General features: G+C 58.5%; 26 protein-coding genes and 1 pseudogene. 13 read left to right on the top strand and 14 right to left on the bottom strand.

Annotation, left to right across the window (positions count from 1 at the left end):
• Nucleotides 1-41 precede the first annotated feature (41 nt).
• The 6 genes from ABIB66_RS22720 to ABIB66_RS22695 all read left to right on the top strand — a co-directional run bounded on the left by ABIB66_RS22720 (nt 42) and on the right by ABIB66_RS22695 (nt 3,785).
• The gene (locus ABIB66_RS22720; RefSeq protein WP_354208817.1) at nt 42-527 is read left to right on the top strand and encodes a DUF1931 family protein; all 486 of its coding nucleotides are present in this window, start codon (nt 42-44) and stop codon (nt 525-527) included.
• Between the two features lie 56 nt (nt 528-583).
• The gene (locus tag ABIB66_RS22715) at nt 584-1,429 is read left to right on the top strand and encodes an aldo/keto reductase (protein WP_502917398.1); all 846 of its coding nucleotides are present in this window, start codon (nt 584-586) and stop codon (nt 1,427-1,429) included.
• An 18-nt stretch (nt 1,430-1,447) separates the two neighbouring features.
• Nucleotides 1,448-1,909, top strand: coding sequence for a thioredoxin TrxC (trxC, locus tag ABIB66_RS22710; protein ID WP_354255738.1), 462 nt, complete (start codon nt 1,448-1,450; stop codon nt 1,907-1,909).
• A gap of 313 nt (nt 1,910-2,222) precedes the next feature.
• A complete protein-coding gene (locus ABIB66_RS22705; RefSeq protein ID WP_354208815.1) occupies nt 2,223-2,414 on the top strand; it encodes a hypothetical protein in 192 nt (63 codons plus the stop codon).
• Nucleotides 2,415-3,050: 636 nt separating this feature from the next.
• Nucleotides 3,051-3,281 (top strand): DUF6894 family protein, encoded by a 231-nt coding sequence (locus ABIB66_RS22700; RefSeq protein WP_354208814.1) that lies wholly within the window; start codon nt 3,051-3,053, stop codon nt 3,279-3,281.
• A gap of 111 nt (nt 3,282-3,392) precedes the next feature.
• The gene (locus tag ABIB66_RS22695) at nt 3,393-3,785 is read left to right on the top strand and encodes a BLUF domain-containing protein (protein ID WP_354255735.1); all 393 of its coding nucleotides are present in this window, start codon (nt 3,393-3,395) and stop codon (nt 3,783-3,785) included.
• 766 nt (nt 3,786-4,551) lie between these two features.
• Here ABIB66_RS22695 and ABIB66_RS22690 read toward each other — a convergent pair.
• Both ABIB66_RS22690 and ABIB66_RS22685 read right to left on the bottom strand, forming a co-directional pair.
• Nucleotides 4,552-5,199: an MEDS domain-containing protein gene (locus ABIB66_RS22690; protein ID WP_354208812.1), complete on the bottom strand. Its 648-nt coding sequence runs from the start codon at nt 5,197-5,199 to the stop codon at nt 4,552-4,554.
• A 17-nt stretch (nt 5,200-5,216) separates the two neighbouring features.
• Nucleotides 5,217-5,795: a GAF domain-containing protein gene (locus ABIB66_RS22685; protein WP_354208811.1), complete on the bottom strand. Its 579-nt coding sequence runs from the start codon at nt 5,793-5,795 to the stop codon at nt 5,217-5,219.
• A gap of 697 nt (nt 5,796-6,492) precedes the next feature.
• Here ABIB66_RS22685 and ABIB66_RS22680 point away from each other — a divergent pair.
• Both ABIB66_RS22680 and ABIB66_RS22675 read left to right on the top strand, forming a co-directional pair.
• Entirely contained in the window at nt 6,493-7,773 is a 1,281-nt protein-coding gene (locus tag ABIB66_RS22680) for a PAS domain-containing sensor histidine kinase (protein WP_354208810.1), read from the top strand.
• Nucleotides 7,758-8,390: a response regulator transcription factor gene (locus ABIB66_RS22675; protein WP_354208809.1), complete on the top strand. Its 633-nt coding sequence runs from the start codon at nt 7,758-7,760 to the stop codon at nt 8,388-8,390. The genes ABIB66_RS22680 and ABIB66_RS22675 overlap by 16 nt, the downstream gene beginning before the upstream one ends.
• Before the next feature lie 62 nt (nt 8,391-8,452).
• On the opposite strand, the gene ABIB66_RS22670 is transcribed toward ABIB66_RS22675, so the two are convergent.
• The 10 genes from ABIB66_RS22670 to ABIB66_RS22625 form a co-directional block, all read right to left on the bottom strand.
• Nucleotides 8,453-9,664, bottom strand: a complete 1,212-nt coding sequence (locus ABIB66_RS22670) for an alkene reductase (RefSeq protein WP_354255732.1) — start codon at nt 9,662-9,664, stop codon at nt 8,453-8,455.
• 324 nt (nt 9,665-9,988) lie between these two features.
• On the bottom strand, nt 9,989-10,729 hold the full coding sequence (locus ABIB66_RS22665; RefSeq protein ID WP_354208807.1) for a DUF6894 family protein: 741 nt from the start codon (nt 10,727-10,729) through the stop codon (nt 9,989-9,991).
• A gap of 72 nt (nt 10,730-10,801) precedes the next feature.
• Nucleotides 10,802-11,080, bottom strand: a complete 279-nt coding sequence (locus ABIB66_RS22660) for a chaperone modulator CbpM (protein WP_354208806.1) — start codon at nt 11,078-11,080, stop codon at nt 10,802-10,804.
• Between the two features lie 2 nt (nt 11,081-11,082).
• Entirely contained in the window at nt 11,083-11,994 is a 912-nt protein-coding gene (locus ABIB66_RS22655; protein ID WP_354208804.1) for a DnaJ C-terminal domain-containing protein, read from the bottom strand.
• Between the two features lie 45 nt (nt 11,995-12,039).
• Complete coding sequence (locus tag ABIB66_RS22650) at nt 12,040-12,582, bottom strand: nucleotide exchange factor GrpE (RefSeq protein WP_354208803.1); 543 nt, start codon at nt 12,580-12,582, stop codon at nt 12,040-12,042.
• 39 nt (nt 12,583-12,621) lie between these two features.
• The gene (gene dnaK / locus ABIB66_RS22645) at nt 12,622-14,535 is read right to left on the bottom strand and encodes a molecular chaperone DnaK (RefSeq protein ID WP_354255729.1); all 1,914 of its coding nucleotides are present in this window, start codon (nt 14,533-14,535) and stop codon (nt 12,622-12,624) included.
• A 131-nt stretch (nt 14,536-14,666) separates the two neighbouring features.
• Nucleotides 14,667-15,146, bottom strand: a complete 480-nt coding sequence (locus tag ABIB66_RS22640; protein WP_354208802.1) for an Hsp20/alpha crystallin family protein — start codon at nt 15,144-15,146, stop codon at nt 14,667-14,669.
• 37 nt (nt 15,147-15,183) lie between these two features.
• Complete coding sequence (locus ABIB66_RS22635; protein WP_354208801.1) at nt 15,184-15,837, bottom strand: BON domain-containing protein; 654 nt, start codon at nt 15,835-15,837, stop codon at nt 15,184-15,186.
• Between the two features lie 232 nt (nt 15,838-16,069).
• Nucleotides 16,070-16,729, bottom strand: a complete 660-nt coding sequence (locus ABIB66_RS22630; protein WP_354208800.1) for a GlsB/YeaQ/YmgE family stress response membrane protein — start codon at nt 16,727-16,729, stop codon at nt 16,070-16,072.
• Nucleotides 16,730-16,741: 12 nt separating this feature from the next.
• On the bottom strand, nt 16,742-17,212 hold the full coding sequence (locus ABIB66_RS22625; protein ID WP_354208799.1) for a PRC-barrel domain-containing protein: 471 nt from the start codon (nt 17,210-17,212) through the stop codon (nt 16,742-16,744).
• Between the two features lie 609 nt (nt 17,213-17,821).
• Between ABIB66_RS22625 and ABIB66_RS22620 the strand changes: the two genes are divergently transcribed.
• The 4 genes from ABIB66_RS22620 to ABIB66_RS22605 all read left to right on the top strand — a co-directional run bounded on the left by ABIB66_RS22620 (nt 17,822) and on the right by ABIB66_RS22605 (nt 21,872).
• Entirely contained in the window at nt 17,822-18,517 is a 696-nt protein-coding gene (locus ABIB66_RS22620) for a helix-turn-helix domain-containing protein (RefSeq protein WP_354255726.1), read from the top strand.
• A 98-nt stretch (nt 18,518-18,615) separates the two neighbouring features.
• The gene (locus ABIB66_RS22615) at nt 18,616-20,238 is read left to right on the top strand and encodes an alpha-amylase family protein (protein WP_354208797.1); all 1,623 of its coding nucleotides are present in this window, start codon (nt 18,616-18,618) and stop codon (nt 20,236-20,238) included.
• A 92-nt stretch (nt 20,239-20,330) separates the two neighbouring features.
• Nucleotides 20,331-21,356, top strand: a complete 1,026-nt coding sequence (locus ABIB66_RS22610; protein ID WP_354208796.1) for a glycosyltransferase family 4 protein — start codon at nt 20,331-20,333, stop codon at nt 21,354-21,356.
• 285 nt (nt 21,357-21,641) lie between these two features.
• Nucleotides 21,642-21,872 (top strand): hypothetical protein, encoded by a 231-nt coding sequence (locus ABIB66_RS22605; protein WP_354208795.1) that lies wholly within the window; start codon nt 21,642-21,644, stop codon nt 21,870-21,872.
• Between the two features lie 100 nt (nt 21,873-21,972).
• On the opposite strand, the pseudogene ABIB66_RS22600 reads toward ABIB66_RS22605, so the two are convergent.
• Nucleotides 21,973-22,089 (bottom strand): annotated as a pseudogene (locus tag ABIB66_RS22600) (ribonuclease); the annotation flags it as partial.
• Between the two features lie 325 nt (nt 22,090-22,414).
• Here ABIB66_RS22600 and ABIB66_RS22595 point away from each other — a divergent pair.
• Nucleotides 22,415-22,597 carry a hypothetical protein gene (locus ABIB66_RS22595; RefSeq protein ID WP_354208794.1) on the top strand — a complete coding sequence of 61 codons (183 nt, stop codon included), beginning with the start codon at nt 22,415-22,417 and terminating at the stop codon, nt 22,595-22,597.
• A 79-nt stretch (nt 22,598-22,676) separates the two neighbouring features.
• Here the strand turns inward: ABIB66_RS22595 and ABIB66_RS22590 are convergent, their stop codons facing one another.
• Nucleotides 22,677-23,687, bottom strand: a complete 1,011-nt coding sequence (locus ABIB66_RS22590) for a hypothetical protein (RefSeq protein WP_354255723.1) — start codon at nt 23,685-23,687, stop codon at nt 22,677-22,679.
• Nucleotides 23,688-23,904 lie beyond the last annotated feature (217 nt).

Below are 23,904 nucleotides of genomic sequence, written 5' to 3'. Positions count from 1 at the left end.
CCTGTCAATGCGACTGGCGGCGAAAATGGTAGAGGTGCCCGATGATCGCGCAACTTCCCCCCGACAAGATGCCGCCGCCGCGCCCAGAGGGCGTGCGCCAGTTCCAGCGGCTGTTTCGCGAGGCGGCTGGTCTCGACTTGGACAAGGCTGACCTCAAGCGCTGCGAGGAGTTCATCGACCACAGAATTCATCGGCTGCTACTGCGCGCCGAGGCTGACGCCAAAGCTGGCGGCGAGGTCGTGATCGAGCCATGGAATATCCCGATTACTGCGGGTCTCCAGGAGTGCATCGAGCAATTCAGGAAAACGGATGAAACGATAGAATTAGCGCCGATTCTCGACCGTCTAGCTCATCGGCCACCGCTGCAGTTCAGCTATAACGACGAGACCGAAGCCATGCTGCCGGACCTTGCCGGGGGACTTGGGGTCGCGCTCGCCCGCGCATTGAAGATCGTCGAGCCCGATTTGAAAAACCCGCAGACCAAGGAGTGGGAACTAGCCTCGCGGCTCTTCGAACTGCTGCTGTAGTTTGTCGCCCGGCCATCCATGAAAACGTGAAAGCCAATGGAGCGCCCCTTATGACTGTGATGGAGACCACCCGGACAATCGTACTTCCCTCAGGTGAGCAGATTCCGAGGCTCGGCCAGGGGACTTGGCACATGGCAGAGAATCCGCTGCATCAATCGAAGGAGGTCAATGCACTGCGTCTCGGCATCGATCTCGGCATGACCCTGATCGACACGGCCGAAATGTATGCCGACGGTGGTGCCGAACGTGTCGTCGGCGAGGCGATCAAGGGACGGCGTGACGAAATCTTTTTGGTGAGCAAGGTGCTACCTCAGAACGCCACGCGGCACGGCACAGTGGAGGCCTGTGAGCGTAGTCTCGCTCGGCTCGGGGTGGATGAGATTGACCTCTATCTGCTGCATTGGCGGGGGTCTGTCCCGCTGGAAGAGACCGTCGATGCCTTCGAATCCCTCGTGGGCGCGGGCAAGATCCGGAACTGGGGCGTCAGCAATTTCGACGTCGGGGATATCCGGGAGCTCGTCGATGTGCCCAATGGGGCAAACGTCGCGACCGATCAGGTTCTCTACAATCTCGCGCGCCGCGGCATCGAGTACGATCTCATGCCTTTGTGCCAGCGCAGCGGCCTGCCGGTCATGGCCTATTCACCGATCGAGCAGGGTCGCGTATTGCATCACATTACCCTCAAGAGGATTGCGGCGCGCCTCGGCGCGACACCTGCACAAGTGGCGCTGGCCTGGGTGCTGCGCCAGGAGGGCGTATGTGTGATACCGCAGTCGGGCAAGCCGGAGCATGTGCGCGAGAACCGTGATGCGCTCGACATTCGGCTCAAACCTCAGGATCTGGCTGAACTCGATGAAGCCTTTCCGCCACCGGATCGCAAGCAACCTCTGGCATCTCATTGATAGAGGAGACATTGAGCCATGAGCGACGAGGTCCGCCACATCGTTTGCCCGCATTGCACCAGCACCAACCGCATTCCGGCCCGGAGGGATGCGCGTCAGGCGAAATGCGGGCACTGTCGACAGCACCTCTTTACTGGACATCCGACGCCGGTTTCCGCCCGTAGCTTTGCCACTCATATCCAGCGCAACGATATTCCGGTTGTGGTCGATTTTTGGGCGGCGTGGTGCGGACCTTGCAAAGCGATGGCGCCGGTTTTTGAGCGCGCCGCAGGCGAGTTCGAACCCGAGCTTCGCTTCCTCAAGGTTGACACCGAGGCGGAAGCGGAGCTGTCGGCTCGTTACAACATTCAAAGCATTCCGACCCTGATGCTATTCCATCGAGGCAAGGTCGTCGCTCAACGGGCTGGCGCCGTGGGCGCTGAGGCGTTGCGCCACTGGTTGCATCAGCATGCGCCTTCGGCCGCGCCTGCACCCTCATGAATTGCAGAACAGGATATCTTGCGCCGGCTGACCGGCCCCGAGAATTGGGCATGGTACCGGTCCGCCAAGGCCCTGCAGCGCTGGAAGCAGTAGGCCCGCCTGCAGTGGCGACCTCTTTCGTTACAACTCACTTGAGGTTTACTGCTGGCCCCAGGGGAAGACCGGTGCCGCTCTTAGTCAATCAGCTTGTCGGTGGACCAGAAGCCGCGATCTCGCGCCCTCAAGGGTTCACTTTGACCCGCAGCTGACGATTGAACGCTAGTTCAGAGGAACGGGCTTCTCGTTCGTGCATTTCAAGCGAAAGGAGCGAAAAATGACTGAGAACGATAATCGGCCCAAAGACAAGGGCGAAAGCGCCAGCCCTAACACTAAGGGTAATGCACCGCAGGAACAGGGCGGTGACCAAAGCCGGAAGGCTCAAGAGTGGGGTGGCGGCAACAAGGCTAGTAAGGGGCCCATCACGAAAAGTGACAAGCAAAACGAGAATTCCAGCGCCAAGAGCTGAAAAATTGGACGGAGCACGCGCCACTACTTAGCCCGGAAAGAAAACCGGGAACATGACGCGTGCGCAGCGGTCATCGCGCGCAAGGTGCCGAAAAGGTAAGGGCCGAGCGCCGGTTGAGCCGATCCTATCACCTGGTCTCAACGCGACTTAGCTAACCTATTCGATACTCGCCAAAGCATCGCTAAGGCAGGAGGCGCAACTAGGATGGCTCAGCAACCCGTACTCACCCGGAACACTTCGAGATAGTTGGCATGCTATCAGCCACAAATGACAGAAAACTTCAACCCCAAGAAGGACCTCCACCCTTTTTGCCCTCGGTGTGGCTCCTCTCTCAACCTGGTGCAGCATATTCTCGACTCAACCAGCGGCCGCTTGGTCCGCTTGTACTTGTGCACATGCGGTGAGCGCGCTTGGCGAGCCGAGCACCCGGCTAGCATTGCAGATTGATCAGACAATGCGCGCCACGTCAGCGGAGATGGTAGTGCGCCCGTGTTCCCCGGTGCACAGGGAGTACGGAAGCCGCTTGGGGCCCCGGCACTTCAGCGTCGGAGTGTTCCAGCTTTCCCCCACAAAGTTCACTTTTGAACCAAGTCGCTCTGCCGTCTGTTGACACATAAATGGAGAAAGGAGGCCCCGATGCCTCGTTACTACTTTCATCAGCATGTGCGCGGAAAAAAGACTGAAGACCAGCGTGGGGAACTATTCCCGACAAACGCAGCAGCATGTCACCGTGCCGCGGAGCGTATGCCGGCCGGCCTGAAAAGAGCTGCGGAGCGTTCGCGCAACACCTATGTGACCACCGAAGTAACCGACGGCAGTCGGATACTGTTCGTGGTGAGAGGAACAGTCATTGTTGAACAGCGGTAAAGTTGCCTCGGCGCTGTGCTGACTGTCGTTTTTGCACTCTTGTTGATTATCGCGAAATAACACTGCCGCAATTGGCGTCTTCTTTCGTGCGGTACGGATAGAAACGTATAGATGTTTGCAACGTGGCTCTATGTCAGTTCCAGTTCGCTCGGTCAGAATGCTGACACCGAGATCGCCAACATTCGAAGTATCGCGGAAGCTCGAAATCCTGGACTTGGGCTGACTGGTGTTTTGCTGTTTTCCGGTCGCCACTTTGCTCAGTTCCTTGAAGGCGCAGAGGCTAACCTCGATATCATGAAGGCTTCGATTTGTAGCGATGATAGGCACACAGGTCTTGTGACGTTGCAGGCAGACCCCTTCGACAAAAGAAGGTATGGGCGTTGGGCATTGGCTTATTCGGGTTGGGCCACCCATATCGACAGGATCCTTGCCGACGCTCTGCGCAAAAACGACGGGCAAAAACTATTGCGCTACATGGACGAGTTTGTAGCAACGCGTCACTGACGCTGCTCCTATCAAAATTGATACGCGCGTCTGAAGCTAATCATCTGAGGCGTTTTCTGATCCGGGAAGGAGATGTCAAACCTCGTGATTGCCACATAGATCGCAACCCCGACCTGCGCCGTTCGTATAACGATACTCTCTTTTTGTCTGCTCTTACCGGTCCGATCGAGAGCCGTGCCATGCACGAGCCAATGGGAAACGGTCTCGATGCGCGCTGTACGGGTTTCCGACGCCGTAGGGCGTCGTTGTCGATAGCAGGCAGCATTCCGCAGGCGGCAGTGGCCAGGGTGGCTGCGCACTCGAAATCGCCGCGATAGAAATGGTCTATGGCTGCGTGTATTTGGCGCATCGAAGCGTATCTGACAGAGGTCTGGATGAATGGCAGGTTGACTATTTTGAACTCCTCGTCTCGGTCGCTATCCAACCGAGCTCACGCGGCGGCCGCAATTCGCTGTTAAGGAGGTTCGAAATATCTCGTCGCTGCATCGGATCGCCGCAAGTGCCGCCTGTTCGGCTGGCATGGTTCTGTCGCTTGCGAAGCAGGCGCAGCATTTTTGCGCATTCTGGACAAGGATATGATTCAAAGCTTCTGCCCATCGGTACTCTCGCCCCTCCAACAATCGATCTTTTCTACAATTTCCGAGATTGCGACCATGATGCTCGTCAATGGATTGGGAAGAAATTGCCGAGAGAGGCATTGCTGGCGGCGCAGGCCCGATAGCGAGGCGAGCGGAAGGGGAGCTTCGCCGCGGCGGAAGTGCATGCGTTATCCACGATACGGCTGGGACGGCGACGTTCGCTCTGTCACCTCGCGAAGGAAATCCTCGGGCTTGGTGAAGAACGTGTTTTCCACGAGAACGCCTCCAATCACCATGACGGGATGCGTGCGCAGAATGTCGATGGCCAGGGCGGTGTTCAGGAGATTGACATCGTAGGTGCAAATGACCACATCATCGAAGTTCGGCAGGACGCTATTGAGCCGTATTTCATATTCGACCCAATCGTTCCCACTTTTCCAATCGTCCACAGCGGTTTCGGCGTGTGCGATCATGCGCGTAAGCGGGAATCCGAGCGCAGCCCCGTTCTCGAGGGATTGCTGGATGAGATTGAGCATGTCTTCCTTGCTGAAACGACCTGTCCGCAAATACGTGTCTTGCGGCAGCGCGATCTCGAGCTGATGCGATTGTCGCGCTGCATCAACGTCGATGCCGGCGCTCCGAAGTCGTGTCACGTGATTGTCGACATGCCGTTCGGGTAGGACGTGGAAAGCGCGCTGTCCGCAATCCAGGCCGTCGCAGATGAACGGCAGAAGCGTCTTGTATTCGTCATTGGCCGAGCTGAAAAAGGCGCAAACATGCCGGTGTTCGCGAAGAATGGAGCCGGCGAACGGGATCGGTGCTGCAGGAGAGCGCATAATCGGCCCTTACTTCCTTAAACGTGCAAGTGCCCGCTGGTTCCGGTGTCACGGTCTGGAAAGAGTGTTGTGGGGCTTTCCTTGAGACACTCGGCAAAGCGGGTAGCCACCCGTTCCATAGGGGTGGGGTCGTAGTCAGCATCCCGCAGAGGCTCGCGAAAATGTACGGTGAGCACGCCCCAGAGCAGGCCGTCGTCAACGATTATGGGCGTCGAATGCGCCGCTGCGACGCCTGCTCGCTGTAGCGCTCCCAGCTCGCTCGTGCCAACAAACAGGTAGCTGGCGGCAATATTTCCCACAATCGTGCGCATGCGCTGCTTCAGCGTTGCAGCACAAGTAGAGTTCGTATCGCGGCGAACGATTTGAAACAAACTAAGAGCTTGATCGGGAAATCCGTAACTGGCAACGACCCTGAGGCAGTCCTCAATGCTATTGTACTGATGTACGGTGCCGAAATCTGCTTGGGCAGCCCCGATAGCGATCCTCAGAATTTCGTGCAGCGCTTCGGCGCAGCATTCTGCGCGGGCCAGTGGATTGATGCCATCTTGAATGTTGTTGCCGGGCCTCGCCTCGGAACCGGGCTCGCGATTTTGCATCGGGACCATCCTTCGCCGCATGACGCCATAAAGCAAACAGGGTTAGGATGAAACTTGGTAGAGGCCACCGTCCATTACGTAGTTTTGCTTAATTGAAATCAGCTTCTTGTAGGCACTGGTCCTGACGTAAGTAGTTGGGAGCTGTGCTGGTGTATCGATGAAGCATCGGGAACCGGCCTATCGGTTCAATCGCCGCGCCGGGAATAGGAGATTCAAGCGCTCGACATTTTCGGTGGCTGTCAGCACACGGGATCGGAGCACTAGTCTAATGCCCTGGGTGGAAGAGCTTTCAGATCCCGGCGAACTCCGGCGCTGCATCAGAGACTTAGTGGCACTATCGACACTGCCTGCCCTTTGGAGGGAGTACTCCGCGAAAGAAATAGCCAACAGTGTAGCTCTCGCGCTCCAATCGATTTTATCTGCCGACTTCGTACATGTCACTATCTCTCTCGGACAGGACGAGGAGCCGATCACGGCAACGCACGGGCCGCGCGGACAAATGCCGCGGGAAGTCACTGAGGCGATTCGGCTCGAGATCACGCCTGAATGGTTTGAAGGTGCTGGGCGGCCTCAAATAATATCCGATCCGCTTGGCCGGGGTAGTGCGCACATCGCATCGGCCGCGATCGGGTTGGGTCAATCGATACTTGTGGCCGGGTCGTCTGATCCAGTGTTTCCGAGAGAGGCCGATCGACTTATGCTCAGCATCGCTGCAAGTAATGTCGCAATAGCGTTGCAGCGTCGGGAGGCAGAGGCGGACGAACGACGTTTTGTAGCACTCGTCGAGCGATCACCTGACTTCGTTGCCTTTTCGGACCTGAATGGCAGGTTGCAGTTCGTCAATTTGGCCGGCCGCCAGCTGGTGGGAATTGAGCCGACAGACGACATTTCAGATTTGCACGTCGTCGACTTCGTTAGCTCCAGCGATGAGCAGCGTCTGCTGAATCAATGTTGGCCGGCCGCTTTGACAGATAGACGCTGGATGGGTGAACTTAACTTATGTAATTTCAAGACGCAGGAAAAAATTCCATTCTTAGTTGATATTTTCAGGATCGACGACCCTCGGGGCCACGGGCCTATGAACGTTGCCACGGTCAGCCGCGATCTGAGAAGGCAAAAACAAGCCGAACGCGAACTGCGACGTTTGAACGAGTCACTCGAACGAAGCGTGGAGCTCCGTACCGCCGAGCTGTTGGCGGAGATCGCAGAACGAGAGCGAGCGGATGAACGCTCGCGTGAACTGCAGTCAGCTCTCTCGCACGCGGGCCGGCTAAGTGTTGCCGGCGAAATGGCTGCCGCTCTGGCGCATGAGCTGAACCAGCCGCTCACGGCGGTTGCGAATTCTGCCAACGCCGCTCTGCGTCTTCTTGCGCGATCCGGGCCGACGCGGGCAGAGCCGTTGCACGAGATACTGGATGATGTTGCCGGGCAGGCATTACGCGCCGGCCAAATACTTCGCCGTCTTCGCGACTTTGTCGCTCGCGGGAAGAGCGAACAGAAGATCGAGGACCTCGAGACGCTAGTTCGGGAAGCGAACGCATTTGCGCGTACCGGCTTCGAAAGTTTGCAGGTTTCGGTAAGTCTGTCTTTCGATCCCCGAGCATCGCATATTCACGCAAATCGAATTCAGATCCAGCAGGTCCTGGTAAATTTGATCCGCAATTCGCTCGAAGAAGTCGCGAGCGTACCGCAAGCCAAAATTGATGTCGTGACACGACAAATCGACAACGAGGAGATCGAGATCTTAGTGGCGGACAATGGGCGCGGCGTGGTGCTGCATGTAATCGGCAATCTGTTTCAACCTTTTGTCTCGACGCGACACGATGGTATGGGGTTAGGCCTCGCCATCTGCCGTTCAATTGTGGAATCGCACGGTGGGAAGCTTTGGTACGAGCCAGATCCCCGTGGCGGCGCCATGTTTCGATTCACTCTCCCATCCGCAGAGCCAGACGGAATAGGACCATGCCGAATGACGTAGTGTACATCGTCGATGACGATGCAGCCGTTCGCCGATCGCTTGAACGCCTGCTTGAGTCGGCTGGCTTTGTTACACGTTCGTTTGAGGCGCCGATCGAGTTTCTGGATGCAGCTCCCAATCTTGCGAGTGGCTGTGTCCTGCTGGATGTAAGCATGGCCGTCATGAGCGGTCTCGAAGTGCAGGCGGCACTCGACAGAATGGGCTGCACGATTCCTGTTGTCGTTATGACGGGCCAAGGTGACGTGCCGACGGCGGTTCGGGCGATGAAGGGCGGTGCGGTGGATTTCCTTGAGAAGCCGTTCGATGATGAAGTGCTGCTCGAAGCGATTGAACGTGCGCTGGCGCGGCCCGGTCGTCCACACCAGGCTCGTGAGGCGTCAGAGGCGTGGAACCGGATTGCGGTCCTTAGCCAACGAGAGCGCCAGGTTCTCAATGCAATTGCAAGCGGACAACCGAACAAGATAATCGCCTTTAGGCTTGGCATCAGTATCAGAACGGTAGAGGTCCATCGGGCGCGAATGTTGCATAGATTGGGAGTGCGTCAGGTTGCAGAAGCTGTGCGGCTATTGGTACTGGCTGGCTCGACGCCGCAGGGCTTGCTTCGACAATCCCGTTAGGGAATGCCTGTCAGAATGCCGCGAGGCCGATCAATATTCTCGCGCGGACCGGCCCTGCTGCATCATCGCCAACGCTGGTCGACACAGGCCTTCGCCTTTTCGCCGCGGTCCTGTTCCAGTGAGGGATAATCCGTGTAACCTTTCTCACCGCCACCATAGTATGTCGTAGGGTCGTCCACGTTCAGCGGTGCATCTGCGCGCAGCCGTTCGGGCAGGTCAGGATTGGCGATAAACTTGCGGCCGAAGGCGATCAAGTCGGCCTGGCTATCGCGTAGCCATTGCTCGGCGGTATCGGCGTTGAAGCCTCCTGCAACGATGAGCGTTCCCTGATATTTGTTCCGGATCAGTCGGGCCATGTTGAGGGCGTACGGTTCCGGCTTTTCGCCATTCTGCATCTGCTCAAGCGCCGGATTGACGATGTGCAGATAGGCCAAACCATAGCCGGAGAGCTGCTCGGCGAGGTGACCGAACGTCAATTCCGGTGTGTCGTCGCTGATGTCGTTCATCTTGCCGAGAGGTGAGAGCCGGACGCCGATCCTGTCCGCCCCGAAAATGGGAATCAGGGCTTCCGTGATTTCAAGCAGAAGCCGCGCCCGATGTTGGACTGATCCGCCATAAGCGTCGCTGCGGCGGTTGGTGCTGCTCTCGATGAACTGATCGATCAGGTAGCCGTTGGCCGCATGAATCTCGATGCCGTCGAAGTCGGCGGCTTCCGCATTTCTCGCCGCTCGCTCGTACTGTTTGATAAGGTATGGCATCTCCTCAAAGGTCAGCGCGCGTGGACGCACAAATGGAACGAGTTCTCCCTCGCTACGCTCGTTTTCGATGAAGGCATTGCCCGCGGGCGTGATCGCCGAGGGTGCTACGGGGAGCATGTTGTCCGGCTGCAGAGCCGGATGTGAAATGCGACCTACGTGCCAAAGTTGGTTGAAGATCAGTCCATCAGCCTTGTGAACAGCCTTCGTGACCTGCCGCCAGGCTTCGACCTGTTCGCGGCTATGGATACCCGGCGTCCAGGCATAGCCCTGACCTTGCATCGAGATCTGGGTGGCCTCGCTTATAATTAGGGCGGCTGACGCGCGCTGCGCATAATAGCAGGCCGCGAGCTGGGACGGCACATTGCCAGGGTGTCGTGCTCTCGAACGGGTCAATGGCGCCATGACCACTCGATGGGGCAGGCTGAACGGCCCAAACCGGCATGGTTGGAAGAGGAGGTTCGTGTCCCCGTTCTGGACCGCGTCGAGCACGCGGCTGTGCGCTGTAGTGCTGACCATATTGCCTCACTGGAGCAGTTAAGTGCCCGAAGATCTGTGGATCTCTGGACCGCAATATAACGACGGATCGCTAGATCGCGCTGACAATCGTCAATGCTCTGACCCTGGAGAATAGAGGTGCGGTCGCGCAGGCGACAGAGGCACCGACGTGGATGAGGCCGGCCTGAGATGGCAACATGGTTTGCCCGCGCCCCGACGATTGGGAAGAATGGCCGGCAACTGTGCAGGAAGGTGTCACAGGTGCGAGATCCAATCTTGCAAGGCTGCCAGCGCGGTCAGCTTTTGGTAAGTGTTTCCCGGTTTTCTTCGAATGCGATGCTCGGCTTATGGTCGAGAGTCAATTGGTACCCGCGTGATCGTTCGTCCCCATTCATCGGTGACAACGACAGAAAAGCCAGACCAGCCGCCATCCTGCGCGAGCTCACGAGCAATGGTCAGTCCACATTCCGCGGCATGGGCGGGCGAGAGGAGAACGCTACCGCATTCGTCGGGATATTTCGCTCCGTTTTCAATATGAAAGAAGAATCGGCCTCCATCCGCGGGTTTCGTCATTTGCGGCTCGCCGAGTTGCTCTCTCCCATTCAGGCGATCGAGATGGCAGCGCGCTGCATACCTCAGGGGTTCTGTGATCGTGGCGATCAGTGGTTCAACATCTTGAGGAAAAGGACGTCCGATCTGCTGGTGAACTCCGATAATGACGGAATGACTTGCAGTGTCCGAGAGGCGCGTCCCCAGGATGTCCCGAACGCCGCAGCTCAGCACAAACTCGTTGTACCACTCGCTTCTCCGCAAGTGTGCCTCTGGAAGACACGTTGAGAGCGTGGTCCAGCGTGCATCGAGCAGTGGCGAGTATGGATCAAGCGCGGCGTAGTGGTCGACGTACCGGGGCTTGAACTCGGCACTGAGACCGCAAAAGACGGCTTCGTCGATCGTGCCCGTCGTTTTGTTCGTGACAATCAGCGCCGCACCAGCCACGCCCGCCTCATCCATCAGTATTTGAAGCGATTTCGGCCAGGCATCCCGTGACATCGCTGCATCGTGAAGAGTTGAGAGAAGTGACTGCATGATCACGTAGCCTTTTAACAGATTTGCGATGCGAACGCGCAAGCTTATGTTAGCCGATCGATCGGAAACGCATCAATTGGAGCGATCGGAGGCTGTGATCCGCATCGCCTGGATGTCTCGCAGCAGGCAGCGCAGCCCATATATTTGATCCAGCAGATACAGGACCAGCGCGATACCTTCGTCATTGACACCCAGGTCGCCCTTGAGATCCTGGATGAGACGCGCACGAGCAAGATCCTGCTCGGAAAACTGATGCCCTGGTCGATGCGTTACCAGCCATTCCGCATTCACCCAGGCTTCAATCGTGGAGGAATCGAGGTGAGATCGATCGGCGAATTCCTGAAGCTGCATTGTCACACTCGCATCGACTGTCTTGGGCTATCAGCAGGCTGCCACCCACTCACAAACCGTTCGAGATCCGGGTCCGTTTTTTTCGGCAGAACCAGTTTCAGCGTGACGTACTGGTCCCCCCTGCCACCATCGGCGCGCGGAACGCCGCGTCCCTTGATTCGAAGAACCCGGCCCGAGCTCGACCATTTTGGCACAGAGACCGCGACAGCGCCGCTCACCGTAGGCACCTTGAGTTTCGCGCCCAGCACGCCTTCTTTCAGTGAGATTGGCAGGTCCAGGTGGATGTCGTCGCCTTTGCGAACGAAGTAGGGGTGTGGCAGGACGCTGATCTCGATCAGGGCGTCGCCTGGCGGACTGTCTCCGGCTCCCCGACGACCCTTCCCCTTCAGCCGCAGAATCTGGCCGTCGCTGGTGCCGGGAGGGATGTTGACCTCGAACGTAGTCCCGTCGGGCAAGACAATGGATTGCTTGCCGCCGTTGACGGCATCGAGAAAGTTGAGTTCAAGATGGTATCGGACGTCAGCCCCGCGTCCGCGCCGGGTGGTGCGGCCGGCACGTCCAAAGATCTCGGAGAGAATATCATCGCTGCCGGCGAAGTCACTGAAATCGGCAAAGCCGGCCCCGCTGGTGTAGCCCGACCCGCCTTCCCGATCGGCGAAATCCCGGTAGTATTGCCTGGGCTGCTGCTCGGCACCGGATGCGTCGATCTCGCCGCGGTCGAAGCGGGCGCGCTTGTCCGGATCGTTCAGCAGATTGTAGGCGGCAGAGAGTTCCTTGAATTTGTCTTCTGCGGTCTTGTTGCCGGGATTGAGATCAGGATGCAGCTTCTTCGCGAGCCGCCGGTAGGCCTTTTGAATGTCAGCCTGTGTCGCGTCTCTCTTGACGCCCAGCGTTGCATATGGGTCTGCAGCCAACACCAACTCCTGTTATGCGTCGGCCGGCCCGAGCGGGCCGCCATTTCATTGTTGCGGGGGTGACGGCGATTGTGATTTAGGCCGTTTGGCTACAATGACCCGGGCCGGTCGCAAGAGACGGTCGTGAAGCATGTAGCCATTCTCCAAAACGTCCGCGACGTTCCCGGGAGACTGATCGGACCGATCGGTTTCCATCACTGCTTCGTGCTTCATCGGGTCGAATGGCCGATTCAGAGCCTCGATTTCTTCGACACCGAAGCGCTTCAGGATCTGTGTCAGGACACGATTGGTTGCGACGACTCCAGCCAGCAGGCCGTCGTCGTCTTTTGCTCCCAGGTCCGGCGAACCAGCGTCGATGGCTCGCCGCAGATTATCCGCCACTTGTAGCAGTTCGCGGGCAAAGTCGGCGATCGCATATTGCCGGGCGTCTTGGACCCGACGCTCGGCGATGCGCCTCGTGTTCTCGGCGTCCGCAAGGGCGCGCATCAGGCGATCGCGCTCGGCGGTGGTCTCCTGGGGCTGGTCGTTTTCCTGGTGCTCACCCGGGGAAAGCTCGCCGAGCCCATCATCCATGGTCTTCGTAGCCATGTCGTGCTCCATCTGTCGCGTTCGGCCGCACTGGAAGGCTCAAGAAGCCTTCCGATCGCCGGGGTCGACTTCTTCGAATTCCGCGTCGACGACGTCCTCGCCGCTGCCAGACGATCCGGCCTGTCCGCCGCCGGCAGCGCCGCCTTGGGACGTCGCGCGATTCAAGGCTTCGCCGATCTTGGATGCCGACTGCTGCAACCGCTGGGTCGCCTGCTGGATCGCTGTCACGTCCTCGGCGCTCATCCTTTTCTTGGCCTCGGCAATCGCCTGCTCAATCTCCCTCCTGACATCGGCAGGTAACTTTCCTTCGGAATCCTTCAGGGCCTTCTCGGTGCTGTAGATCACCGCGTCGGCCTGGTTGCGGGCTTCGATGAGTTCCTTGCGTCGCCTGTCTTCATCGGCGTGGGCTTCGGCCTCCCTGACCATCCTCTGGATGTCTGCTTCGGTCAGGCCGCCGGACGCTTGGATCCTGATACTCTGCTCCTTACCACTAGCTTTGTCCTTGGCCGATACGTTGACTATGCCGTTGGCATCAATATCGAAGGTCACCTCGATCTGCGGCACGCCTCGCGGTGCCGGCGGGATTCCGACCAGGTCGAACTGTCCAAGCAACTTGTTATCCGCTGCCATTTCGCGTTCACCCTGGAAGACCCGGATCGTGACCGCGGTTTGGTTGTCCTCCGCTGTCGAGAACACCTGGCTCTTCTTGGTCGGTATCGTAGTATTGCGGTCGATCAGCTTCGTCATGACGCCGCCAAGGGTCTCGATGCCCAATGACAAGGGTGTCACGTCTAGGAGCAGGACGTCCTTGACGTCGCCTTGAAGAACGCCGGCCTGGATCGCGGCACCGACTGCGACCACTTCATCCGGATTGACGCCCTTGTGAGGTTCGCGACCGAACAGCTTCTGCACGGTCTCTTGAACTTTTGGCATGCGGGTCTGGCCGCCGACCAGCACGACTTCGTCAATGTCCGATGGCTGCAGGCCCGCATCCTTCAACGCCGCCTTGCAGGGATCGATGGTGCGCTGGATCAGATCGTCGACGAGCGCTTCAAGCTTGGCGCGCGATAGCTTGATATTGAGATGTTTCGGTCCGGCTTGATCCGCGGTGATGAAGGGCAGATTGACGTCAGTCTGGGTGGCGCTGGAGAGTTCGATCTTGGCCTTCTCTGCGGCATCCTTGAGCCGTTGCAGGGCAAGGCGATCTTTGCGGAGGTCGATGCCGTTTTCCTTGCGAAACTCGTCCGCCAGATAGTCGATAATCCGCTTGTCGAAATCCTCTCCACCGAGAAAGGTGTCGCCGTTGGTTGCCTTGACCTCGAACACGCCGTCACCAACCTCTAGGATCGAGACATCGAACGTGCCACCACCGAGGTCATAGACCACGATCTTGCCGCTGCCTTTCTTGTCAAGGCCGTAGGCTAGGGCGGCCGCAGTCGGCTCGTTGATGATGCGCAGGACTTCCAGCCCTGCGATCCGGCCGGCGTCCTTGGTTGCCTGGCGCTGCGCGTCGTTGAAATAGGCGGGCACGGTGATGACGGCCTGTGTGACGGCGCCGCCAAGAGTGGTCTCCGCGGTTTCCTTCATCTTGGTGAGGATGAAAGCGCTGATCTGGCTCGGACTGTACTTCTTACCCCGGGCGTCGACCCAGGCGTCGCCATTGTCGCCGGGCACGATGTGGTACGGCACCATGGTCTTGTCCTTCGCCGTGATCGGGTCGTCGTAACGGCGGCCGATCAGGCGCTTGATGGCATAGATCGTGTTCTCGGGGTTGGTGATACTTTGCCGCTTGGCCGGCTGCCCGACCAGGACTTCGCCATCGTCCGTGAAAGCGACCATGGACGGCGTGGTACGCCCACCTTCGGCATTCTCAATGACCCTGGCTTTGCTGCCTTCCATTACGGCAACGCAAGAGTTGGTGGTTCCGAGATCTATGCCGATTGCTTTTGCCATGATCTGATTCCTTCGGATTCGAATGCGGCGGACGGCTGCACCGTCCTGGATGTTTGGGGATGGGAGGCGAGACGCTTCGAACCTGGGCTGTGAGGAGAGAACAGGGCTCTGGCGTCTCGCCACGCCGACGGTCAAGCAGCTTCCTTGACCTCGATCTTCTTCGTTTCGGGCTTTGCGGGCTTTGGAATCGTGATCTTCAGGACGCCGTTGGCCATCGTCGCTTGGACGGAGGACGGGTCGATGCCTGGCGGCAGCTGCAGCACGCGAAGGAACACTCCGTAGCTGCGTTCGCTGTGCTGGACATTCTTGTCATTCTTGCCGCCGTCCGTGCCCTGCTCCACCTTCTTCTCGCCGCGAATGGTAAGCGTGTCATCCTCGAGCGAAATGTCGACGTCCTTGCGCTCGAGCCCCGGCATTTCGGCGGTGACTTCGATCGCTTTGTCTGTTTCCGCGATTTCGATGTTCGGCACGAGCTGCTGTGCGTTGGGGCCTAAGCCCTGTGAAAACTCGCTGAACAGGCGGTCGATTTCCCGGTGCAGACCGAACAGGCCGAAGTCGGGCCGCATCAGCATTCCTGCATCACGAGACGGGACGAGTGAACGTAACCTCATTTTGACTTCTCCTTCTGAGTTTGAGATGCGACCATATCTAGGAGCTTACGACGATGCGATCGTCGACACTGCTCACGCCGGGCGCCGACCAGGCGACGCGCTCGGCTTCCTCGCGTTCGATCCAGGAGCGGACCGTGCCCTTGAGAATCACTTCGCTTCCGTTCGCCTCGACCTCGATCCGATTGGCGTCGACTTCGGCATTTCGTTTGAACGCGTCTTGGATGTTCTGCTTGAGCTCGGAGGGCTCGACGTTCGGCTCGACCATGATCACGTTGAGTACGCCCTTGATACCTTTGACCTTTCGAACCGCATTTTCAGCTAGGGTTCTTTGATCTTGCCGTTCGGCGGAGCCTTCGAGCGTGATCCAGCCGTCTCTGACGATCGCCTTGATCTTGTCGTGACAGATCGGAAGCTCCGACTTGAGCGCGGTGACCGCGTCGCGTGCGATAGCGGGATCGGGGCGCTGATCGATCGATGGCAGCCGAACCTCGATGTCATTGGCTATGGCGCGAACGCCGGCTACGCGCTTGGCCGCGGATTCGGCCTCAAGTCGATCGGGGTAGCTGTGTGTGAAGCCTGCAAGCGCCACAACACCGTCCTTGACCGAGACGGCAACGTCGTCGGCCTCGAGGTCTGGATTCCATTTCAGCTCGTCGCGGACATCGCGTTCGATCTCAGTGTCTGACTTCACGACTGGCTCCTGGCATATACGAATGGCATTATCGGCGCGGCTCGGTCTTCGCTGGTAGGGGCAATTTACGTGTGACGACCAAGCGAGCCATGACGACCGTCAACTTCCGTCTGGAGTTTCTCGCTTGAGCTTGTGCAGCCGAACGGGGCGAAGATCGCGAAAAATGATCTTTGTGGGCGTAGTGAGAACAGCTGGGTCAAATGGCGCGGGCGCGGCATGTCTCGTGGTCTGATCACGGCTGTCCGAGGCGTTCGTCACCCAGCCAGGGATCCGGCCGAAGTGAGTGGAGCGGCAGATCTTCCGGTCGCTTTTCCAGATCGATTTCATGAACGTGCACGGCTTGCCCGCCATGCCGCATCAGAGTCTCCTGGGCCTGAGCTTCCCTCTCAGGCGTGCGAACCCGAACCCAGATAAAGAGGCCGTTCCATTCTGCAACCGGTTCCAAGCCTCTGACTTGCTCGCGGCGCAGCAGTCTGTATATGGGCACGATGACGACGGCGCCCGTGACGATCCCGATAAGAATTGACCACATCGCGACCGCCAGAGCGTCATACCCTTTGAGCATTAGGAAAAGAGCGGAGCCAACCGCTGCGATGCAACCGAGAACGCTGCTGGCGACGGCTTCAGCGCCAAGCAAATCGTCGTCGCCAAAAAGGGGCTGTCTCGGCGTGGTCGGGACGTCGGCTAGATCGGCCGGAGGAATCACGGCGTAGTTCAGCCGTCGTTGCACCTCGTCGGGAGATGCGCTGACGTCGATGTCGGAGCGATCGAATCCCGACAGAAGAAGATCCTGGGCCGCGTCATGGAGCGCACGTCGCGAGTGAAAGACACCTGTCACTTCGCGGGTACGCCTCCGGTCCAGGATCGTCTCGGTTGGTCCTGACATCGCCATAGGATGCGACCGTCAAGAGGATCGGTAATGGAATTCCGATAGCTTCTTGAGCTCTTCCTTGGATGCGCCAGGAAGAGTGACCTTGCTGCCGGTGTCATCGATGACGAAGCTATCAAACGGGACGGCAACCAGATGGGCGCCTACGCCGAGAAAGCCGCCGACCTGCAGAATCGCGAAGTCGAGTTGTTTCTTATCTTTGGCGGCAATGACGTCGTCTATGCTTCCGATCTTCTCATTCTTGTCGTTCATGACCGTGCTGCCGATCACCTTGCTCATGCGATAACCCTGGGCGACGACGCTTACGTCAACCTTGACGAGAGCTACACCAGCTTGGGGCAGGGCGGGATCGATGCTGAGGACGGCCAGTATTCCGGCAAGTGCCGCCAGGCTCGAATATCGCCACCATTTCGCATCGTTCCGCCGGCACGGCTTGGCTGCGCTGATGCTGATTTTCGAAAGGGGATGGGGGATGGTTGCTTCCATGTCTCACTCCTGTGACTGACAGTGGCTTAGCGAGTACGCCCGCTGAACCAGGGGGGCACTGACCATTGTCAATTTGCAGATCGCTTAATCGACGCGTTGGCTCAATCGCGTTTGCGCAGTCGTCATGCCCCATTTGCGGCAGCCTGCACGGGGATCGATGCTGCGTGTTACGCGAGCTCACAGGGGGCCGGGATCTAAGCGACAGTCGGCCGAGCCACGGGACAGCGGTCATTCGTATTCGCCGTATTCGGCCGTGAGGGTGACGAAGACCATTATCCCGAGGAGTTCTACGCGATGTCGGTGAATTTGCCTCTTCCCAACGAGGAGAGCGTGAGTTCTTGATCAAGATTAGCGTGCACTGCGAAATCGAGGCAAATCTCCCCACAGAAGCATGTCTGCCTCGCGCACGAGCGATGAAATGCCCTTGTCGTAGTGCGAGCATTGTCGTCATTGGCTGCCCCTCAAGCTTCCATGCAGTGGGCTTAAGCGCCGTTACGTGTTTTTACGTACGAAGATTTCCCACGTTTACGGGTTGTGTTGCTGAGAGTTGATTGCCTGCGAGCGGATCGTTCTAACTGCAGAAGTGCGCTGAAGAAGAAGGACAGTGAAATGAAGCCGATAAGCCACCCAGCGGACTATTATCGAAGGATGCTCGCCACACAGCCGCACGCGCTGAAGCGGCTCGATGGGTCGGCGGCAATCGTTAAATTGAACCGCGACCAGCAGGTTCCTGAAGAAGACGGCACCGCGGGCCATTGGTACTACGTCATTGCCGGTTCCGTGCGGTGGTCGACGGTCCGCACCGATGGACGCCGGCAGATCCTGGACCTGATGCTGGTGGGAGATTTCTTCTTTGTCGGGAGCAGCCAGAGAGAGGAAGCGATTGAGGCCATTTCGGAAGAGACCGTGCTCGCGGGCTATTCCGGAGCGCGGCTTGAGAATCTCGGCGAGCGCGATCGCCAGTTCGCACGAGAATTGAAGGAGATCACCTTTCAATCGATAGAACGAACCCGACAGCAACTCGTCGTCCTCGGGGGGGTCACGACGGCGGACAAGGTGAGTGCGTTCCTGCTGCTGCTCGAGAAGCGCTATGGAGGGCAGCGGGGAGACATACGGCTTCCGCTCACGCGATATGATCTCGCCGAGTACCTCGCGGTGTCGGTGGAGACCGTGTGTCGTGCTTTTTCAGATCTGCAGCAGCGCGGTATCATTACTCTGATCGGAATTCGAACCGTTCGAATTGTGGATCGCGATGCACTGGAGCGCCAACTCGGTCGAAAGTACCCCAATACGATCGCTGCGTAATTGCGCTTCAACAATCAGGCAGCAGCCGGGCAAAGCATTGCTTTCGGCTGCGTCTGAAGTCGCCTGAGAAGGTCTCTGTAGACAAGGCAGGGCTGCCGATGCTCGACCTCTGGTACAAGAACGCCGCCATCTACAGCTTGAATGTGGCTACCTATAAAGATGGTGACGGAGACGGTGTCGGCGATTTCAAGGGGTTAGTAGCGCAGCTCGACCATATTGCCCAGTTGGGAGTGAATTGCCTGTGGTTGCTTCCATTCTATCCAAGTCCAGGGCTCGATCATGGCTACGATGTGACGGACTACTACAATGTCGCGCCCGCACTTGGAACGCTCGGCGACTTCGTCGAATTCAGTCATCAAGCACGTCTGCGCGGAATGAGATTGATCATCGATCTCCCAATCAACCATACTTCTGAGCAGCATCCGTGGTTCCAGCAGGCTCGCGCTGATCCTCAGTCGATATTTCGCGAGTACTATGTCTGGTCAGACACCGAACCGGAGGACAGCGCGGAAGGCGTCGTATTTCCGGGCGTGCAACTGAGTGTATGGAGCTACGATCTCTGCGCCCGAGCCTGGTATTATCACCGCTTCTACCAACACCAACCCGATCTGAACATTGCATCTTCCGCCGTTCGCGAAGAAATCTTCAAAATCGTTGGCTTTTGGCTTGAACTTGGCGTGTCGGGATTTCGTATTGACGCCGCCCCCTTCGTTGTGGAGGAGATCCGCCCGGACCGTCCGCCAACGCGCCGATACGAGTTCTTTGGAGAGCTCCGTGACTTCTTATCATGGCGCAAAGGTGATGCTGTATTGCTGGCGGAAGCTAATGTTGTGCCTTCCGAACTCGATCATTACTTCGGCAGCGGATCGCGCATCCACCTTCTATTCGCGTTTCTTCTAAATCAGCACCTGTTTCTTGCGCTGGCGCGCGGAAATGCCAAGCCACTGCAGAGGTGTCTGGCCGCGCTACCTCAGTTGCCACCATTCGCTCAATGGGCTCAGTTCTTGCGCAATCACGACGAGCTTGACCTGGGGCGTTTAACACCTGAAGAGCGTGAAGAAGTCTATGCTGCCTTCGCTCCGTCCCGAAAAATGCAACTTTACGGGCGCGGGATTCGTCGTCGTCTCGCCTGCATCCTTGGCAATGATCGCCGACTGATCGAACTCGCATACAGCCTGCTATTCAGTCTCCCTGGCACACCGGTCATCTATTACGGAGATGAACTGGGAATGGGCGACGATCTCGCGCTTCCGGAGCGATGGCCGGTGCGAACTTGCATGCAATGGACCGATGATGAAACGGGCGGCTTCTCTGCTCGCCCCGCAGCCGGATTGCGTTACGACATGGTCCAAGACGCCGAGTACGCGCCGTTCAAAGTCAACGCCGCCGCCCAACAGCGAGATCCGGAGTCTCTTTTTAACTGGCTGCGGCGGCTCGTCGAATTACGCAAGTCTTGCACGGAAGTCGGATGGGGCGACTTGAGTTTGCCGGAAACGAATCATCTCTCCGTTCTGGTTCAGAGGTTCGAGTGGGAAGGTCAATCGGTTCTGACATTGCACAATCTGTCCCCAGCTGAGTGCCAAGCGCAAGTCGATGGTTTCTCGGCGGTGCACAAGCTGACCGATTTGTTCGGCAATCGCGTGTACTCCTCGGAGACCTGCGAGGGCTCGATGATAGAACTGGACGGCTACGGATATCGTTGGTTTCGTATCGTCCAATGAGCATACCCGGCTGACAGAAACGATCCTCAGTCGGGTTTTCACTGAAGTTCGCCGGCCTGCCGCGGCACGCGAGCGCCGTTTGGGAGTGACTGATGAAGATAGCTCAAATTGCTCCGCTGGCCGAAAGCGTCCCGCCGAAGCTCTATGGTGGAACAGAGAGAGTGGTAGCTTGGCTCGTGGATGCACTCGTCGAACTCGGGCAGGACGTCACCCTTTTTGCGAGCGGAGATTCCGGGACCCGAGCTAAGCTTTTTCCGGTATGGCCAAAAGCACTTCGCCTCGGTCGGCCACGCTCAGACCCGAACGCCGCTTTGGCTGCTCAACTGGAAGCAGTATCCGATTGCGCCAATCAGTTCGACGTGATTCACGCTCACATCGACTGGCTACATCTGCCCATCCTCAAGCGAGCAGGCGTGGCGTTCGTCACAACGATGCACGGTCGACTGGACCTGCCGGGATTGCCGGCCGTGACCAGCAAGTTTCCAGAAGCTTGCTTCGTATCTATCTCGGATAATCAGCGTATCCCGCTCCCAAGCGCAAACTGGTGTGGAACGGTTTATCACGGTCTGCCCATCGATCAGTTCCGCGCGTCATTCGCTGCCGGATCGTACTTGGCGTTTCTCGGGCGCTTGACCGCCGAAAAGGGACCCGAAGATGCTATTCGCATCGCGCTCGCCGCCAGGATGCCGCTTCGGATTGCTGCCAAGATCCCTCGCGCCGAAAGCGGGTATTTCAGAGAGAAGATAGAGCCTCAGATTGACGGCAAACAAATCCAGCTCGTCGGCGAGGTAGATGACGATTCAAAACAGCCGTTTCTTGCAGGAGCCGCTGCTTTGCTCTTTCCAATCAAGTGGCCCGAGCCGTTTGGGTTGGTGATGATTGAGGCCATGGCATGCGGAACGCCAGTCATCGCCTACCGGTCCGGTTCGGTGCCCGAGATTATCGAAGAAGGCGTGACAGGCTTCATCGTCCAAAACGAGGACGAAGCAATTGAGGCTGTGACGCGGCTTGAGCAAATCGATCGCGGGCGCGTCCGCGCGCGCTTCGAAGAGCGCTTCACGGCGGAGCGGATGGCACGGGATTACTTGCACCGCTATCGCGCCCTCTTGGCCAGGTAGAGCTTGACATTCTATGTATCGCTTTTGGGTCAACGGCTCTGTGATCTACACCAAGATCGGTCGGATCGGCGCTCCTGAGTATTGCATCCGAGAGTGGTTGAATGAAGCAGGGATCTTTCTTCGTTGGTGGGATACCTTGACCATATATTCATCGGCCACCGGATTCAGCGACGTCTATCTCCAGTCAAGCATTTTGCAAAAGCTATACAACGAGGGCGCGAACGGTTTCTGGCCCTGCTGGGGCATGCCCGGTGGGCCGAAGAAAGTGAATCCAATGGAGGCACAATGCCGCTCAGCGAAACAGCATGCGAGATCCTCGAATTGTTTCGTGAAACACACCGAAAACCCGGTGCCCGAATGACTATCGCAACTCTTGATGCACACTTCGGGACCGATCTCAGCATTGCGGTGGCCGTTTCCGAGTTAAGGCAGCTTGGATACGTCAGCGTTCCGGACGCGCGGACAGTCGAACTGACGGATGTAGGTTTCGCCGCACTGCAACGGGGCGCTGCATGAACTGATTGTCTGGCCTTGTGCGACACATCGTGAACGCATTTCTCGGCATGGCCGCAGCCGGACGGCTGCATGATGAGCAACACCACCCTTTATGATCGCGTGCCGCGCCGGCGGTGTCGGCGACCCGAGCCCCGCGCGCCGATCCTAGTCTAGTTGGGGGGCCCGTGGTCGTGTCGCGGGTGGTCTGGTGTTCCATCTTGGCATCGATCTCGGCGCCAAACTCGGCGAACCGAGTTGATCCGCACCATTCAGGACGCCGCAGAGTAATGATCGACCTGCTGGGAACTATCGTTGATTTTCAGCGAGTATTCATCGGGTCCGTTCTATCGAGAGAGATGGTGGTTTCCGGGGTGATCCCGGGTGCACCGGGAGTACCGAGGCCACTGGGACTCCGGCGCTCGGCGTCGGAGTTTCCCGGCTTATCCCCAAGGTTCACTTTTGCACCAAGCCCCTCTACCGTTCGTTGACTCTTGAACGGAGAAGGAAGGCCTCAATGCCACGTTACTTCTTTCATCAGCATGTGCGCGGCCAAGAGACTGAAGATGCGCGTGGAAAACTATTCCCGACCGATCGGGCAGCATGTCACCGAGCCACGCCAGTGGATGCCGGCCGGCCTAAAAAGAGCTGCGGAGCGTTCCCGCAACACCTATGTCGCCACCGAAGTAACTGACGGCAACCGGACCCTGTTCGTGGTGAGGGGAACAGTCATTGTCGAGCGGTGGTAAGGGCGCATCGGCGACAGCGAACGTTCCCGGCGGCACCGCCGCACCGCGCAGCTAACGGCCGCATAGCGCGGTCAGGCGATCAGGGCAGCAACGGCGCCGCCGTCGTACCAAGATGCACGGCAGCGGCTCGCACGCACGCTCCATGCCTACGGCGCCGATCTGCAAACGACAGCGCATCGATCGACGGTCGCAGCTTGTAGCCTGCGGCGGCCAGCCGCGCGCAGAGCTGCTGCACAGACGCTCCTGTCGTATCGTCAAACAGTGGATCAAGGCCGATCACCTCGTTCAATTCGTCAATCAGCCGCAATCCTTCGCTGCGAAGAAGGACCGCGGGCGCTCGGTTGCTCGCATCATCGATCAGCAGTTCGAAGATGAGCGCGAGGTCCATCATCGCCCCAAGGGTCGCCGGCCATCCGGCGCCCACCGACGCCGACCTGAAGTAGATCAAGGAAGGGTGCGAAGCATGGCTCTGGAGTACGGAGGCGCACCAGTCGCGCCCACCATAGAGAACGCGCCTGATCTCCTCGGGTGAGTCGAGGTCCGCGTAACGTTCCAGCAGTCCTAGCGCAGACGGCGGCTCGCCTGCGGCCGTCGTGAGCTTCAAAATCCCGGAGTCGCGGCGAGATATGCCCTCCTGCACCTCGAGCAAGTAAGTCACCGCCATCGTGAGGACCGACAGGCCCGAGAAGCCGCCAAAAACCAAGGCCCAGCGCGCGGGTCTGTGCGCCTCGATGCCGCTCAAGCCGACGGTACAGAGGGCGCTTCCGACGATGAACAGCGCCTGCTGGAAATCAGGAGACGGAGAGAACCAGTCGCTCAAAGCATGCGCCACCAGTCCGAAGCCCAGCAGTAACAGGCCCATCCAGATGAGAAAGGACCCCATCAGGATCGCGGGTGCGAAACTGGTCGAAACCGCCTTTTCGCCGCGATGTGCCCACTTCCAGATCGGGACCGCCACCACGAGGAGCCTACGCGCAACGCGCAAGGCGCCTCTGCTCTCGCCAGGGACCACTACCGTGTCGAACACGTCGCGCAGAGTAAGGACGACCAGAACGACACCCGCGACAATCTCGATCGTTCGCGCGATCATGACGAGACTCCCTCAGAGGCGAGCGAGCCCCAGGTGAACACGTCAGGTCTCTTTGCGAGTCACGAGCACCGCGGCGCAGATGACCAGCACGGCCATCAGAAAGGTTCCGGCGGACATAGTCCGCCTGCCGTTCTCATATCGGACCAGAGGCATCGGCTCACTTCCGATTGTCGAGCATGAACTCCGCAGTGTTGTCGTCGTTCCGACGCTTTGGACC

It is taken from the genome of Bradyrhizobium sp. F1.13.3 (genome assembly GCF_040548265.1).
In the GTDB taxonomy this organism is placed as follows: Bacteria; Pseudomonadota; Alphaproteobacteria; order Rhizobiales; family Xanthobacteraceae; genus Bradyrhizobium.
This window is presented reverse-complemented; position numbering and strand designations above follow the sequence as displayed.